13 protein-coding genes are annotated in these 15577 nt (G+C 71.7%); 9 read left to right on the forward strand and 4 right to left on the reverse strand.

What is annotated here, in order from left to right; translation table 11 throughout:
• Complete coding sequence (locus VFZ39_RS01680; RefSeq protein ID WP_330863986.1) at positions 1-1320, reverse strand: glycoside hydrolase domain-containing protein; 1320 nt, start codon at positions 1318-1320, stop codon at positions 1-3.
• A 150-nt stretch (positions 1321-1470) separates the two neighbouring features.
• On the opposite strand from VFZ39_RS01680, the gene purL reads away from it, so the two are divergent.
• The gene (gene purL, locus VFZ39_RS01685; protein ID WP_330863987.1) at positions 1471-3717 is read left to right on the forward strand and encodes a phosphoribosylformylglycinamidine synthase subunit PurL; all 2247 of its coding nucleotides are present in this window, start codon (positions 1471-1473) and stop codon (positions 3715-3717) included.
• A gap of 34 nt (positions 3718-3751) precedes the next feature.
• On the forward strand, positions 3752-4471 hold the full coding sequence (locus VFZ39_RS01690; protein WP_330863988.1) for an alpha/beta hydrolase family protein: 720 nt from the start codon (positions 3752-3754) through the stop codon (positions 4469-4471).
• On the opposite strand, the gene VFZ39_RS01695 is transcribed toward VFZ39_RS01690, so the two are convergent.
• Complete coding sequence (locus VFZ39_RS01695) at positions 4355-5698, reverse strand: MFS transporter (RefSeq protein ID WP_330863989.1); 1344 nt, start codon at positions 5696-5698, stop codon at positions 4355-4357. The genes VFZ39_RS01690 and VFZ39_RS01695 overlap by 117 nt on opposite strands.
• A gap of 75 nt (positions 5699-5773) precedes the next feature.
• On the opposite strand from VFZ39_RS01695, the gene VFZ39_RS01700 reads away from it, so the two are divergent.
• From VFZ39_RS01700 to VFZ39_RS01715, 4 genes are all read left to right on the forward strand, one after another.
• On the forward strand, positions 5774-6346 hold the full coding sequence (locus VFZ39_RS01700; protein WP_330863990.1) for a winged helix-turn-helix domain-containing protein: 573 nt from the start codon (positions 5774-5776) through the stop codon (positions 6344-6346).
• A gap of 40 nt (positions 6347-6386) precedes the next feature.
• A complete protein-coding gene (locus VFZ39_RS01705; RefSeq protein ID WP_330863991.1) occupies positions 6387-6740 on the forward strand; it encodes a sterol carrier family protein in 354 nt (117 codons plus the stop codon).
• 8 nt (positions 6741-6748) lie between these two features.
• Complete coding sequence (locus VFZ39_RS01710) at positions 6749-7642, forward strand: 2-hydroxyacid dehydrogenase (RefSeq protein ID WP_330863992.1); 894 nt, start codon at positions 6749-6751, stop codon at positions 7640-7642.
• Between the two features lie 118 nt (positions 7643-7760).
• Positions 7761-9104 carry a dipeptidase gene (locus VFZ39_RS01715; RefSeq protein ID WP_330863993.1) on the forward strand — a complete coding sequence of 448 codons (1344 nt, stop codon included), beginning with the start codon at positions 7761-7763 and terminating at the stop codon, positions 9102-9104.
• Between the two features lie 13 nt (positions 9105-9117).
• Here VFZ39_RS01715 and VFZ39_RS01720 read toward each other — a convergent pair whose 3' ends face one another.
• Positions 9118-10914: a HAMP domain-containing sensor histidine kinase gene (locus VFZ39_RS01720; RefSeq protein ID WP_330863994.1), complete on the reverse strand. Its 1797-nt coding sequence runs from the start codon at positions 10912-10914 to the stop codon at positions 9118-9120.
• 354 nt (positions 10915-11268) lie between these two features.
• Here VFZ39_RS01720 and purF point away from each other — a divergent pair, with 354 nt between their 5' ends.
• The 3 genes from purF to VFZ39_RS01735 all read left to right on the forward strand — a co-directional run bounded on the left by purF (position 11269) and on the right by VFZ39_RS01735 (position 14248).
• On the forward strand, positions 11269-12798 hold the full coding sequence (gene purF, locus VFZ39_RS01725; protein WP_330863995.1) for an amidophosphoribosyltransferase: 1530 nt from the start codon (positions 11269-11271) through the stop codon (positions 12796-12798).
• Between the two features lie 12 nt (positions 12799-12810).
• Positions 12811-13893: a phosphoribosylformylglycinamidine cyclo-ligase gene (gene purM / locus VFZ39_RS01730; RefSeq protein ID WP_330863996.1), complete on the forward strand. Its 1083-nt coding sequence runs from the start codon at positions 12811-12813 to the stop codon at positions 13891-13893.
• A gap of 190 nt (positions 13894-14083) precedes the next feature.
• A complete protein-coding gene (locus VFZ39_RS01735) occupies positions 14084-14248 on the forward strand; it encodes a DUF3073 family protein (protein ID WP_414690252.1) in 165 nt (54 codons plus the stop codon).
• A 210-nt stretch (positions 14249-14458) separates the two neighbouring features.
• Here VFZ39_RS01735 and VFZ39_RS01740 read toward each other — a convergent pair whose 3' ends face one another.
• Complete coding sequence (locus tag VFZ39_RS01740; RefSeq protein WP_330863998.1) at positions 14459-15541, reverse strand: Glu/Leu/Phe/Val family dehydrogenase; 1083 nt, start codon at positions 15539-15541, stop codon at positions 14459-14461.
• Between the last annotated feature and the right edge of the window lie 36 nt (positions 15542-15577).

Raw genomic sequence — 15577 nt, forward strand, 5'->3', positions numbered from 1 at the left:
TCAGCGTCGGCCGGCGCGCAGCGCCCTCCACGTCCGGCCGACCACGATCCCGTTGGCGGTCTGGCCGACGGAGGCCTGCCAGGACTTGACCGCGTTCGTCGTGCGCTTCGTGTAGCGGCCGGTGATCTTCAGCTTCGCGCTCGCCCCGGCGGCCTTGAGGGCCCGCTGCACGCGGCGTACGTCCTCGCCGGCGGAGCCGAACTTGAGGACCCGGGCGGGGCCGTCGGCCAGCAGGCTCATCCAGTGCGTCCGGGTCCACGTGTCGCGGGCGGCGAACCCGTGGTCGGTCTGCCACTGGCGTGCGGCGGCGGCCGTCTTGGCGGTGTACCTCCCGTGCAGCCTGCCGCCGTAACGGCCCTTCTCCTTCAGCAGGCACTGCAGCGCCTTGACGAGCGCCGTCTCGGAGGTACCCGCTGCCAGCGGCAGGTACGCCGGGTGGTCGACGTCGACGCCGTCGCAGTGCGACACGGGCCGGGCGAACATCCCCTTACCGAGGTTGAGCCAGTTGCTGTCGATGTTGATGGTGACCCCACCCCAGGTCTCGTTGTGCCCGCCGCGGTACTGCTTCATCCGGCCGCCCGGCAGCCAGCCGTCGTCGCGGATGTAGTCGGTCCGGGTGTTGGCCAGGCCGTCCCACCGGGCGATCCAGATCCGGTCGGGCAGCACGACCTTGTCGGGTCGGTTGACCCGGGCGTCGTCGAGCATCTTGATCCCGGAGCCGGCGCTGGAGTAGACGCCCGAGACGTAGCCCAGCGCGCGGATCCTGGTCGTCCACGCCGAGAGGAACGCGATCGCGGACTCCCGGCAGCGCCGGTTGGTGACGTCGAATCCTTCGAGGTCGTACCAGAGGGTGCTGCGCTTCACGATGCCGAGGGCCTGGGCGGCAGCGACCGCCTTCGTCGCCTCGCGGCGGGCCTGGCGGCGGGCCTTGCGGTACGTGCCGGCCTGGCCCGGCCGGGGGTTGATGGTCGGGTCGTTGCCGTACCGGGGGAAGCTCGGGTGGCACGAGGCCTGCGGGCCGAGCGTGATCGGCAGCAGCCGCCAGCCCTTGCGCAGCTGGGTGGCCACCCACTTCTGGCTGAGGTTCGGCTGGGTGCGGCAGCCACGGCTGTCGCCGGAGATGTAGATCCCGACGGCCAGGAACGGCGAGGAGCGCAGCCAGGCGTTCATCGCCTTCTGCGTGGGTGCCACGCACTGGTCGAACCCGTGGCCCTTGAAGTTCCCAGGAGTCGCCACGTTTCCCGCGTCCGCGCGCACCGGCACGGTGAGCACGGCCGCGGCCAGCAGCCAGGCAAGCGTGAGGGGGATGGCGCGGAACATGACGACTCCTGGGTAGGGGGTAGCGGCACCATAACCTCACCAGTCACACGTGCAACATGAGTTCTAGACAACTACAAGGTTGTAGTTTTCGGGAGCCGCTACCAGCGGGCGTCCCGCTTCCGCCTCCGGCCCGACCAGTAGATTGGCGCCGTGCTGGACACTGTCGCTGCCGCAGCCAAGGACCCCGACCACGAGCAGCCGTGGGCCGAGCTCGGGCTCAAGGCCGACGAGTACCAGCGGATCCGCCAGATCCTCGGTCGCCGCCCCACCAGCAGCGAGCTCGCGATGTACTCCGTGATGTGGAGCGAGCACTGCTCCTACAAGTCGAGCAAGGTCCACCTGAAGCAGTTCGCCGAGATCCCGCAGGAGACTCCGGTCGGGAAGATGCTCGCAGGCATCGGCGAGAACGCAGGCGTGATCGACGTCGGCCAGGGGTACGCCGTGACGTTCAAGGTGGAGAGCCACAACCACCCGTCGTACGTCGAGCCCTACCAGGGAGCCGCCACGGGAGTGGGCGGCATCGTGCGCGACATCCTCGCGATGGGTGCGCGCCCGGTCGCCGTGATGGACCCGCTGCGGTTCGGACCGCTCGACGCGGACGACACCCACCGCGTGCTGCCAGGGATCGTGGCGGGCGTCGGCGGCTACGGCAACTGCCTCGGGTTGCCCAACATCGGCGGCGAGGCGGTCTTCGACCCGACCTATCTCGGCAACCCCCTGGTCAACGCGCTCTGCGTGGGGGTGCTGCGTCACGAGGACCTCCACCTCGCCAAGGCCTCGGGGGTCGGCAACCGGGTGATGCTGTACGGCGCTCGCACCGGCGGCGACGGCATCGGCGGCGTCAGCGTGCTGGCCAGTGAGACGTTCGAGGAGGGCGGCCCGGCGAAGCGCCCCAGCGTCCAGGTCGGCGACCCGTTCATGGAGAAGCTCCTGATCGAGTGCACGCTCGAGCTCTTCGCTGCGGGCATCGTCACCGGGATCCAGGACCTCGGCGGGGCCGGGCTCTCGTGCGCCACCTCGGAGCTGGCGAGCGCCGGCGAGGGCGGCATGCACGTCGAGCTCGACCGGGTGCCGCTGCGCGACTCGACGCTGGCTCCCGAGGAGATCCTGATGAGCGAGTCGCAGGAGCGGATGATGGCGGTCGTCGCGCCGGGCGACGTCGAGCGATTCCTCGCGATCTGCGCGAAGTGGGAGGTCGAGGCGACCGACATCGGCGAGGTGACCGACACCGGGCGACTTCGGATCGACTGGCACGGCGAGCAGGTGGTCGACGTGCCGCCTCGCTCCGTGGCCCATGACGGTCCGACGTACCACCGCCCGTTCGCCCGGCCCGAGGGCCAGGACGCAATGCAGGCCGATCGTGCCGAGGACCTGCCGCGGCCCGACTCCGGTGACGAGCTGCGCGAGACCGTGCTCCGGCTCGCGGGCAGCCCCAACCTGTGCGACAAGTCGTGGGTCACCGACCAGTACGACCGGTACGTCCGTGGCAACACGGTCCTGGCCCAGCCCAGTGACAGCGGCATGATCCGGGTCGACGACGAGACCAACCTCGGTGTCGCGCTCGCGACCGACTGCAACGGGCGGTTCGCTGCGCTCGATCCGTACGCCGGCGCCCAGCTCGCGCTCGCCGAGGCGTTCCGCAACGTGGCGACCGGCGGCGCCCGGCCGCTGGCCGTCAGCGACTGCCTCAACTTCGGGTCGCCGGAGGATCCCGGCGTCATGTGGCAGTTCGCCGAAGCGTGCCGCGGCCTCAAGGACGCCTGCGTGACCCTGGGGATCCCCGTCACGGGCGGCAACGTCAGCCTCTACAACCAGACCGGCGAGACCGCGATCCTCCCCACGCCTGTGGTCGCGGTGCTCGGCGTGATCGAGGACGTCACCCGACGGACTCCGACCGGGTTCCCGGCCGAGGGCCACGAAGTGGTGCTGCTCGGCGAGACCCGCGAGGAGCTCTCGGGGTCGGAGTGGGCGCATGTCGTGCACGACCACCTCGGTGGCGTTCCGCCACGGGTCGACCTGCTGGCGGAGTACCAGCTCGCCACGTTGCTCATCGACGCGTCCCGCTCCGGGCTGCTCACCTCGGCGCACGACCTGTCCGAGGGCGGGCTGGCCCAGGCGCTCGTCGAGTCGACCGTGCGCCGCGGGATCGGCGCCACCGTCCGGCTCGAGGGCGACCCGTTTGTCGCCCTCTTCTCCGAGTCGGCCTCGAGGGCGGTCGTGACGGTGCTGGCCGACGAGGTGACGCAGCTGCTCACGATGGCCGAGGCGCTCGGCGTGCCGGCCCGCACGATCGGTGTCACCGGCGGCAGCACCCTCGAGGCCGAGGGGTGGTTCGACGTACCGCTGGACGAGCTGCGGGCCGCGTGGATCGCGACGCTACCCGCCATGTTCGGCTGACGCCCGGAGCAGTGGCCGGAAGGGGAGACGTGAGGTGGGCGAGCGGTCGCGGGCGATCCGGTACGGCACGGACGCGAGCCAGTTCGGAGAGCTGAGCCTCCCCGACGGCCGACCGCGCGGCGTGGTCGTGGTCATCCACGGCGGGTTCTGGAAATCGGCGTACGACCTGTCCCTCGGCCGCCCGCTGGCCGAGAGCCTGGTCGCCGAGGGCTGGGCCGCCTGGAACCTGGAGTACCGCAGGGTCGGCAACGGCGGTGGCACCCCGGAGACGTTCGACGACGTGGCGGCGGGCATCGACCGGCTCGCAACCGTCGAGGGCCTCGACCTCACGACCGTCGTCACGCTCGGACACTCCGCGGGCGGTCACCTCGCTGCGTGGGCTGCCGGCCGCCCCGATGCTGCGGTCGGGGTGACCGGGGTCGTCTCGCAGGCGGGTGTGCTCGACCTGGTGCGCGCCCACGAGCTCGGTCTCGGCGGCGGCGCCGTCGAGGGGCTTCTGGGCCACCCGCCCGTCCCGGCGGATGCGACCTTCGACCCCTTCCAGCAGCTGCCGCTCGACGTCCCCGTCCGCTGCATGCACGGCCGAGCCGACGACGTCGTCCCGATCGAGATCTCCGAGCGGTACGTCGCCGCGGCCTCAGACGCGGGTGGCGACGCCGCTCTCACGGCGGTCGAGGGTGATCACTTCGTCGTGATCCATCCCCGCTCCGAGGCCTGGCAGCTGACGCTCAGGCTGCTCGACGAGCTCGCCTGACTCGTCCAGCACCGGCCAGTCACGCGGCCGCGGGACCGAGCGCACCGAGCGGGCCAGGGTCGGGATCAGCGCCGTCAGCACGGCGGCCACGAGCAGCATCGTGGTCGCGGTCGCTGCGCCGTACGTCTCGAGCAGCCAGCCGCCGAGGATCGGCGCGAGCGGGATGGTCATGAAGCCCAGGAACTGCGACGACGACGCGATCCGGCCCTGCAGCTCGTCGGGCGTGATCGCCACCCGGTAGGACTGGCCCGCGGCGTTGCCGGCCGGGTTGAGCAGCAGGCCGATGCACAGCATCGCGCCGACCAGCCACGGCGAGGACCAGAAGATCAGCGGGACCAGGAGCGGGACCCAGCTCCAGGCCACCGACATCGTGAGGTGGCCGGTGCGCATCCGGTCGATCAGGAACGGCGCGATGATCGCGCCCACGACGCCGCCGACCCCGGCCAGCGCCTCCACCAGTCCGATCGTCGTCGAGGGAACGCCCGCCTCGACCAGCCGCACGATCGCGACGAAGAACACCGCGTTGACGACCAGGTTGCACATCGCGCCGAACGCCGCGACGGACCGGAAGTAGGGCCGCGCCAGGAGGTAGCGCAGTCCGTCGCCGAGCTCGCGCACCGGCGCCCGCCGCGGCCTGTCGACCGGCGAGAGGTCTGCCCGGACGCGCGACACCGTGAGCAGCGAGACGGCGAAGGTCACGGCGTCGACCACGAACGGGAGCGGCCTCCCGACGGCGTACAGGACGCCTCCGAGAGGCCCGCCCAGCAGTGAGGCGATGTGGTGACGGGCCTGGTTCTGGCTGATCGCCGTCGACAGCTCGTCACGCTCGACCACGGAGCGCACCGCGGACAGCTCGGTGGGCATGTAGAAGCCTGCGACCGCCCCGGTGCCGAGCGCCACCACGATCAGGTGCGGCATCGTCATCGCCCCGAGCAGCCCGGCGATCGCGATCGACGCCGTCAGGACCAGGCCGACGGCACTCGCCGCCAGCAGCAGCAGCCGGCGGTCGACCTGGTCGGCGACGACGCCGGCCGGCAGGAGGGACACGGCGATGCCGAGCGTGTACGCCGCGACGGGGAGCGCGGCGAGCAGAGCGGACCCGGTCAGGGCGTAGCCGATCAGGGGGAACACGAACAGGCTCGCCGCCGTGCCGAGCTGGCTGACGGCCTCACCGACCCAGAGCCGGGTGAAGTCACGGTTCCGAGCGAGCTCACGGTAGCTGGTCATGGACCCGAGGATAGATGCGCACCATCACTTGCGCAAGTAGTATTGCGCAATTAGTGGTGCGGGTATGATCGGGGCATGGCCAACGTCCACGACCCCACGGTGCTGCGGGCGATCGCCCACCCGATCCGCAACCGGATCCTCGGCGAGCTGTCCGCCCAGGGGCCGCTGCGCGCTGCTGACCTGTCCCAGGAGCTCGCGATCCCCGCCAACCAGGCGTCGTTCCACCTCCGGCAGCTCGCGAAGTACGGCCTGGTGGAGGAGGCCGTCGGGGAGGGTCGCGATCGGCGTGATCGGGTGTGGCGACTCGTGCAGGAGGAAGGACTCAACCTCGACCTCGGGGAGCTCGAGAAGCAGCCGGGCGGGGCCGCGGCGGCAGCGGTGTTCCGCTCCCAGTCGGCGGCCTGGGCCCACGTCGTCATCGATGCCGCCCACACGCCCGAGAAGGAGCCCGACGTCTTCCGCTCGATCACCGAGCAGACCCTGCGCCTCACGAAGGACGAGGCTCGCCAGCTGGGCAGTGAGCTCAACGAGGTGCTGCAGGACTGGGTCCGCCGCACCCGCGGCCGCGACCAGACCCGCCGGACCTACCTGCTGTTCTCGATCCTGCAACCCCACCCCGAGACGCCCGCGCGCCGCGAGGAATCGTGACGCGGTGCCGCCGAGCAGGGCGCTGGCTAGGCTCGAGGCCGTGCCTTCCCGCCTGAGACTCGCCGCGCCGGAGGAGGTGGCCGCAGCGCTCGCCCGCCGATCACCGGCGGACGACCGGCTCCTGACCAAGCACTTCCTCGCCGTGCTGGCCGAGCGGGCTCCGGGCCGATCGGTCGAGGTCCGCGTCCCGCCGTACGCCGCCGTGCAGGCGATCCCAGGCGTCCGGCACACCCGGGGCACCCCGCCGGCCGTCGTCGAGACCGACCCCGACACCTGGGTCGCGCTGGCGACCGGCGAGCTGACCTGGACCGACGCCGTCGCCGGCGGGCGGGTCACCGCCTCTGGGGAGCGGGCCGAGCTCACGCCGTACCTGCCGCTGCTGGGGGACCCGTGATCGCCTCGATGCCCACCGAGGAGCTGCGCGGAGCCGTGGGCACCGTGGCAGGGGTCGAGACCGTGCTCTGGGACGGCATCACCGAGCCGGACCCGAGGATCGAGGTGTGCGTGCCCGACTACCGGGACACGGCTCAGGCACTGCGACGGCTCGGCGAGCTGCCGTCGGTGCGGGTGGTGCAGACCCAGCTCGCGGGGTACGACGGCCAGCTCGAGCTGCTGCCCGACGGGGTGACGCTGTGCAACGCGGCAGGCGTGCACGACGACGCGACCGCCGAGCACGCCGTCGGCCTGGCGCTCGCCGTGCTGCGCGGCATCCCCGAGGCGGTGCGGGCGCACGGCAGCTGGAGCGGTTTGCAGGAGGGACGCCGGTCGCTGGCCGACTCACGGGTGCTCGTGCTGGGTTACGGCTCGATCGGCCGCGCGCTGGCCGAACGGCTGACGGCCCACCGGGCCGTGGTCACGGCGGTGGCGAGCCGTCCGCGCGCCGATGACCTGGTCGGCCAGGTGCACGGCGTTGTGGAGCTGCCGGCCCTCCTCGCCGACCAGCACGTCGTGGTGCTGCTGCTGCCCTTGAACGACTCCACCCGGCACTTCGTCGGCGCCGATCTGTTGGCCGCGCTGCCGGACGACGCCGTGGTCGTCAACGTCGCCCGAGGCGGGGTCCTCGACACCGACGCGGTGCTCGCCGAGGCCGGTCGGTTGCGGTTCGCGCTCGACGTCACCGACCCCGAGCCACTCCCCGACGGGCACCCGCTCTGGGACGCACCCGGGGTGCTGATCACCCCGCACGTGGCGGGCGGCACCACCGCCATGCTGCCGCGGATGGCGTCGCTCGTGCGCGAGCAGCTGGCGGCGTACGTCGCCGGGAAGCCGCTGCGCAACGTGATCCGCGCCGGCTGACCCCGAGTGGTGGCGCGTAACGGTGCCTCGTCTGCGCTCCCACCCCGTTGCAGCGGGGTTGAAGGGCACCTGCGGCACCGTTACCGGGACCCGACGCAACCCTCACTAGGGTGGCTGCATGAAACGCGACGAGCTGCGCGCCCGGGTGGCCGAGGTGCTGCCCGGGATCCGCGCCGACCTCGAGGACCTGGTGCGCATCGAGTCGGTCAGCGCCGACCCTGCTCGGGCGTCGGAGGTGCAGCGGAGTGCCGAGGCGGTGCGGGCGCTCTTCGAGGCCGAGGGCTGCGAGACCGCGATCGTGTCCGTCGACGGCGGCGCACCGGCGGTCATCGCCCACAAGTCCGGCCCCGAGGCTGCGCCGACCGTGCTGCTGTACGCACACCACGACGTCCAGCCCGAGAACGACCACGCCGAGTGGGACTCCCCGCCGTTCGAGCCGACCGAGCGCGGCGCGCGCCTCTTCGGCCGCGGTGCCGCCGACGACAAGGCCGGCATCGTGACCCACCTCGCCGCGCTGCGGATCTTCCGTGACGAGCTGCCGGTCAGCGTCACCCTCTTCATCGAGGGGGAGGAGGAGGTCGGCTCCGACACCCTCCCGGCGCTGCTGCGCGAGCACCACGAGCGGCTCGCGGCCGACGTGATCGTGATCGCCGACTCCGGCAACTGGGACATCGGCGAACCGGCCCTGACCACCAGCCTGCGTGGTCTGGTGCGGGCCGACGTGGAGGTCCGCACCCTGACCCACGCCGTGCACTCCGGCATGTGGGGCGGGCTCGTGCCCGACGCCCTGATGACGCTGAGCCGGCTGATCGCGACGCTGCACGACGACGCCGGCAACGTTGCCGTCGCCGGCCTGCACCAGGGCCCGGCTGCCGACGTGACGTACCCCGAGCAGCGGCTGCGCGCCGAGTCCGGGGCGACCTCGCAGGTGGAGTGGATCGGCGACGGGTCGGTCGTGGAGCGGCTCTGGACTCGTCCCTCGCTCAGCATCACCGGACTCGACGCGCCGCAGGTCGACGGCGCCAGCAACACCCTGGTGCCGGTCGCGCGAGCCAAGATCTCGATGCGGATCGCCCCTGGCGACACCACCGCCAACGCCACCGAGTGCCTGCGGCGCCACCTCGAGCAGCACGTGCCGTGGGGCGCCGAGCTGACCTTCACGGTCGTCGACACGGGGGAGGCCACCCAGATCGACGCCACGGGCCCGGCGTACGACGCCGCCCGGCGAGCGTTCGCCGAGGCCTGGGACGGGACGGAGCCGGTCGACATGGGAGTCGGCGGATCGATCCCCTTCATCGCCGAGTTCCTCGAGAGCTTCCCGGACGCGAGCGTGCTGGTGACCGGCGTGGAGGACCCGGACACGCGTGCGCACGGCGCCAACGAAGGACTCCACCTCGCCGAGTTCGAGCGGGTCGTGCTCGCCGAGGCGCTGCTGCTCGACGGGCTGGGCCGCGGCTCCTAGCGCGCCCCGCGACTCAGGTGGCCGCGGGCAGCGAGACCGTGAACGTGCTGCCCACACCGAGCTCGGACGCGACCGAGATCTCGCCGCCGTGCCGTTCCACGATCCGCTTCACGATCGCCAGCCCGAGGCCGGTGCCCGGCTGCTGCGCCGCCTGGTGGTGCGAGGAGCGGAAGAACTCCTCGAACAGTCGCTCCTGGTCCGCTGCGGAGATTCCGAAGCCCTCGTCGGCCACCTCGAGCACGACCCGGTCGCCGGTACAACGGAGCCGAATGTCCACCCGCCGGCCGCTGGGGGTGTACTTCACGGCGTTGCTGACCAGGTTGGAGACCAGCCGGTCGACCTCCGTGGCGTCGCCCCAGGCCGTGACCGGGTCCGCTGGAACGTCGACGGCGACGGTGAGGTCCTTGTGCCGTGCCGTCACCGCGACCAGGTCGGTCACCTCGTCCACGACCCGTTTCACGTCGACCTCGGCGGCGATCATCCGCTGGTGCGGGTCGCCCACCTTCGACAGCAGCAGCAGGTCCTCGACGACCCGTGAGAGTCGGGCCGCGCCGCGACCCATCGCGTCGACCGCGGAGCGTGACGACGGGTCGAGTGAGTCTGCCGACTCGAGGATCTCGAGGTATCCGGTGATCGCCGTGAGCGGGTTCTTGAGCTCGTGCGACACCGTGGCGATCAGCTGGCTCTTGTAGGTGTCGAGCGCCTGCAGCTCGACCACCAGCTCGTGCTCCCGCTGGAACGTGCGTGCGTTGAGGATCACCCGGCCGAGGTCGTGCCCGATGTCGAGGGCAGCCCGGCGGTCGAGCTCGGTCCACGCCTCCCGGCCGGACCGGGTCAGGACCAGGTTGCCGAGGCACTCAGCGCCGGCGCCCAGCGGCACGAAGAGGAGCGACCCGATCCCCATCGCGTCCAGGAAGTCCACGATGGTGGCGCGCTCCTCCTCGGTGATCCCCGCCGGGAGCGGGTGCCGACCTCCGACCACCTGCACGACCTGGTGCGCCCAGCAGTAGCGCGCCGAGCGTTCCGCGAGGTCGACGAACTCGTCTGGCAGGTCGACATGGATGCCGTTCGCGGAGTGCACGGCACCGGAACCGCGGCCGTCCTCGTCGAACGTCTGGATCCACGAGCCGCGGGCGCGAAAGCCCCGCGCCAGGCTGTCCTGGAGGTCGGCCAGCACCTCACCGAGGTCTCGTTGCGCGCTGGCGTTCCGCACGATCGTGCGGGCGGTGTCGGCCAGTCGGACCTGCTCGGCGAGCTCCTCCCGCTCGAGCGTGGTGACCACGGCTCGCCCGGCCATGGTCGCGTACTTCTCCAGCAGTGCCCGCTGATCCTCGCCGGGCCGCCGTCCGTTCTCGGGCAGGTCGATGGCGAGCGTTCCGCGCAGCACCCCGTGGTCGTCGTGGAGCAGCGCCACCAGCAGGTCGAGCGGGTGCCAGGCGTCCGGTGCGTCGATCGGCTCGAAGTCCGGGACCACCCAGCCGTAGGCGTTCTCCACGTCCTCGGTCTCGAGCAGCTCGTGAGGCAGGAACCGGAACTGCCCCCACACCTCTGCCTTCTCCAGCTCCATCAGCAGGCTCGCGAGCGGCGTACGCCGACCCACGATGATCTCGCCGCTCGGGTCGTCACCGGCGTCCGCGATGACCTCGAGCTCCTCGGTGCCGTCGGCCGCCTGCCGGACCACGCTGATGGTGGCGAGCTGGAAGCCGACGATCTCCGTCACGCCTTCCGCGATCAGCTGGAGGGCGTCACGGAACACCTGGTCCGACCCGCCCGCGGGCAGGTCCCCCGAGCTCGCATCCTGGTGACCCACGTTGCTCCCTGTTCTTGACGCCCCGCGGCGAATGGTACGGAACCAGCCCCCGCGGTGTCCCGTCCCTGCGTGAAGTAGCCGCGACCGCGTTACCCCGACGCCAGCGGCGGGCTCGGCCGAGGACATCGGCGTTTGGGCAGATACGACGGCTGCCGCGGGCGTGTCGTCGCCGTTTGTGTCCAAACGGGATCTGCCTCGTCCGCCGCGCGAGCCTCATCGCCCCCCAGGCGCGTTTGGGCAGATACGACGGGCGCCCCCGGCGTGTCGTCGCCGTTTGTGTCCAAACGGTGAGCGCGAACCCCGACTGGCCCCGCCGAAGCAGGGTTGAGACCCGAAGGTTTGTAGACTCCAGACGTGCTCCGAGCCAGCTGGTCCCGTCCCGGCGACGGCCGACTCTCCGACTCGCTCGACCCGCAGGATCTCGGCCCCCAGGACGCGTGCGGTGTGTTCGGGGTGTGGGCTCCCGGCGAGGACGTCGCCAAGCTCACCTACTTCGGCCTCTACGCCCTGCAGCACCGCGGCCAGGAGTCGGCCGGCATCGCGGTCAGCAATGGTCGCCAGATCCTCGTCTACAAGGACATGGGGCTGGTGTCGCAGGCGTTCGACGAGACGACGCTCGCCTCGCTGAAGGGGCATCTCGCGGTCGGCCACTGCCGGTACTCCACGACCGGCTCCAGCGTGTGGCAGAACGCGCAGCCGACGTTCCGGCCGACTGCCGACGGCTCGATCGCGCTCGGCCACAACGGGAACCTGATCAACACCGCCGACCTGATGGCGCAGGTCGCCGCGCTGCCGAGCGCGACCGACGAGCTCGACATCCACGCCCGCAACCTCGAGGCGTCCACCAACGACACCGGCCTGGTCACCGCCCTGCTCGCGCACCACCCCGACACGTCGCTGGAGCAGCGGGCGCTCGACGTGCTGCCGACGCTGGAAGGCGCGTACTGCTTCGTCTGGATGAACGAGGACACGCTGTACGCCGCCCGCGACCCGCAAGGCATCCGCCCGCTCGTGCTGGGCCGGCTCGAGCGCGGCTGGGTGGTCGCGTCCGAGGACGCCGCCCTCGCCACCATCGGCGCCAGCGTCGTCCGCGAGGTGGAGCCTGGCGAGCTGCTCGTGATCGACGAGAACGGGCTGCGCAGCCACCGGTTCGCCGAGCCCGCGCCGAAGGGCTGCGTGTTCGAGTACGTCTACCTCGCCCGGCCCGATGCCACCATCAGCGGCCGCAGCGTCCACGAGGCGCGGGTCGAGATGGGTCGTCGGCTGGCGCGGGAGTTCCCGGTCGACGCCGAGCTCGTGATGCCGGTGCCGGAGTCCGGCACTCCCGCCGCCGCGGGCTACGCCGAGGAGAGCGGCATCCCGTTCGGCCAGGGCTTCGTCAAGAACGCGTACGTCGGGCGCACCTTCATCCAGCCCAGCCAGAGCCTGCGTCAGCTCGGCATCCGGCTCAAGCTGAACGCCTTGGAACACATGATCCGTGGCCGCCGGATCGTCGTCGTCGACGACTCGATCGTGCGCGGCAACACCCAGCGCGCCCAGGTGCGGATGCTGCGCGAGGCCGGGGCCCTGGAGGTCCACGTGCGGATCTCGAGCCCGCCGGTGAAGTGGCCCTGCTTCTACGGCATCGACTTCGCCACCCGGGCCGAGCTGATCGCCAACGGCCTCGACGTCGACGAGATCGCAGCGAGCATCGGTGCCGACAGCCTGGGTTACATCTCGCTGGAGGGCATGGTGGAGTCGACCGGCCGGCCGGCGTCCTCGCTCTGCACAGCGTGCTTCACCGGCAGCTACCCGATCCCGCTCCCCGACGAGGCCCTGCTCGGCAAGCACCTGCTGGAGTCCTCCCTGACCGCCGAGGCACTCCCCGTCCTCAACAACCCCTGACCCGGAGGTCCCGTGACCGAGCCCGAGGCTCCCCAACCCGAGGACCGCCAGCCCGCCTACGCCGCGGCCGGCGTCTCGATCGAGGCGGGCGACAAGGCCGTCGAGCTGATGAAGGTGTGGGTCGAGAAGGCCCGTCGACCTGAGATGGTCGGCGGGATCGGGGGTTTCGCGGGGCTCTTCGACGCCACTGCCCTCAAGTCCTACGACCGCCCGCTGCTGGCGTCCTCGGCCGACGGCGTGGGCACCAAGGTCGCGATCGCCCAGGCGATGGACAAGCACGACACGATCGGATTCGACCTGGTCGGGATGCTGGTCGACGACCTGGTCGTCTGCGGCGCGGAGCCGCTCTTCCTCACCGACTACATCGCGACCGGCCGAGTCGTGCCGGAGCGGGTAGCCGCCATCGTGAAGGGGATCGCCGAGGCGTGTGTCGAGGCCGGCTGCGCGCTGATCGGCGGCGAGACCGCCGAGCACCCCGGCCTGCTCGAGCCGGACGAGTACGACGTCGCCGGCTCCACCACCGGGGTGGTCGAGGCCGATCGGCTGCTCGGCCCGGGCCGGGTGCGACCCGGGGACGCGGTGATCGCGATGGAGGCGAGCGGCCTCCACTCCAACGGCTACTCCCTCGTCCGTCACGTCCTGCTGGCGCAGGCCGGGTGGAGCCTGGACCGGCACGTCGACGACCTCGGGCGCACGCTCGGCGAAGAGCTGCTCGAGCCGACCAGGATCTACGCCAAGGCGTGCCTGGCCCTGGCGGCCGCGGGCGGCACCCACGCCATGTCGCACATCACGGGCGGAGGACTCGCAGCCAACCTCGCCCGGGTTCTGCCCCTCGAGCTCGATGCGAGGGTCGAGCGAGGCACCTGGGTGCTGCCGCCGGTCGTCGAGCTGGTGCAGCGGGTGGGCGACGTACCGCTCGGGGATCTCGAGCAGACCCTCAACTGCGGAGTGGGGATGGTGGCCCTCACCGCTCCCGAGGCGGCCGACGAAGCGGTCCGAGTGCTCGAGCAGCACGGCATCCGCGCCTGGGTCGCCGGTGAGGTCACCGCGGGCAGTGGGACGGTGTCGCTGACCGGTTCCTACGCCGGTTCGTAGCCGGTCGAGCGGCGATCACGCTCATTTGCCGGAGTGGGTGTGCGGGAACAGCCGGGCAGCAGGTAGCGTTGCCCCTACGAGAAACCAGACCGATCAGACCGGGGGAACGCCCGCGTAGGGTGGCCCCGGCCCAGTGTGCGAGGGGGTCGACCCTATGGGGCGCGGCCGAGCGAAAGCGAAGCAGACCAAGGTGGCCCGCGAGCTGAAGTACCGCTCTCATGAGACGGACTTCGGCGCGTTGGCCAAGGAGCTGCACGGCGAGAAGGACGGGTCCGAGCCAGCAGGCAGCCCGCCCGACGACGTCGGCGATGACGACGAGTGGTCGGCGTACGCCGCCGACCGCGAGCGGGACTGACCTCCCCCCACCCAGCCCGCCTCCGGCGGGCTGTTGAGTCGCGCGTCCGCGGCGGTTGAGTCGCGCGTCGGCGGCGGTTGAGTCGCGCGTCCGCGGCGGTTGGGTCGCGCGTCCGCGGCGGTTGGGTCGCGCGTCGGCGGCGGTTGGGTCGCGCGTCTGCGGCGGCCCACAGGCCGCAACCGCGCCGTTCGAGTGCCGCCTACGCGCGACTCAACGGAGGTGGATGCCGCGGAGCCGGCCGACGTCGCGCATCCGCTGTTCTGCGAGCCGGTCCGCGGCCACGGCCGGCGGCACTTGCTCGGCGCGGGCCAGCTCGAAGACCGAGCGCGTGGTCTCGAAGATGCCGCTCGCCCGCTGCTGCGCACGCTCGAAGGAGAAGCCCTCGAGTTCGTCGGCGACCTGGATCAGCCCCCCGGAGTTCACGCAGTAGTCGGGCGCGTACAGGATGCCGTGCTCCTCGAGCACCTTCTCGACGCCGGGGTGCGAGAGCTGGTTGTTGGCGGCGCCGCAGACGATCTTGGCCGACAGCGTCTCGACCACGGCGTCGGTCAGCGCGCCGCCGAGCGCGCACGGCGCGTAGACGTCCAGCGGCGAGGCGACCAGCGCGTCGGTGTCGGCCACGACCTTGACCTGCGGGAACTCCGCCAGCACCCGGTCGACCGAGGGCCGGTACGGATCGGAGACGACGACGCTCGCGCCGTCCTCGACCAGGTGGCGGACCAGGTGCCACCCGACCTTGCCCACGCCCGCGACGCCCACCGTGCGACCGCCGAGCGTCGGTTCGCCCCAGACCGCCTCCGCGGCCGCGCGCATCCCCTGGAACACGCCGTACGCCGTGAGAACCGAGCTGTCGCCGGCGCCACCGTGCGCCACGGTGCGGCCGGTGACGAAGTCGCACTCGCGGGCCACGTGGTCCATGTCCTCGCTGTAGGTGCCCACGTCGCACGCGGTGTAGTAGCGGCCGTTCAGCGACTGCACGAACCGGCCGTACGCACGCAGCAGCGCCTCGGACTTCAGCGTGTGAGGGTCTCCGATGATGACGGCCTTGCCGCCGCCGAGGTCGAGCCCGGCCAGGGCGGCCTTGTAGGACATCCCTCGCGACAGGTTGAGGACGTCGCGCACGGCGTCGTCGGTCGACTCGTAGGGGAAGAATCGGGTTCCGCCGAGGGCCGGGCCGAGCGCGGTGGAGTGGATGGCGATGACGGCGCGAAGGCCGGTGGCCGGGTCGTTGGCGAACACGACCTGCTCGTGCTCAGCGCCGAGCTCGAAGACGTCGACCGAGGTGCTGGACATGTGATGACCGCTTTCTGTCTGTCTGCTGCCACGCGG

The organism is Nocardioides sp., from assembly GCF_036374615.1.
GTDB lineage: Bacteria > Actinomycetota > Actinomycetes > Propionibacteriales > Nocardioidaceae > Nocardioides.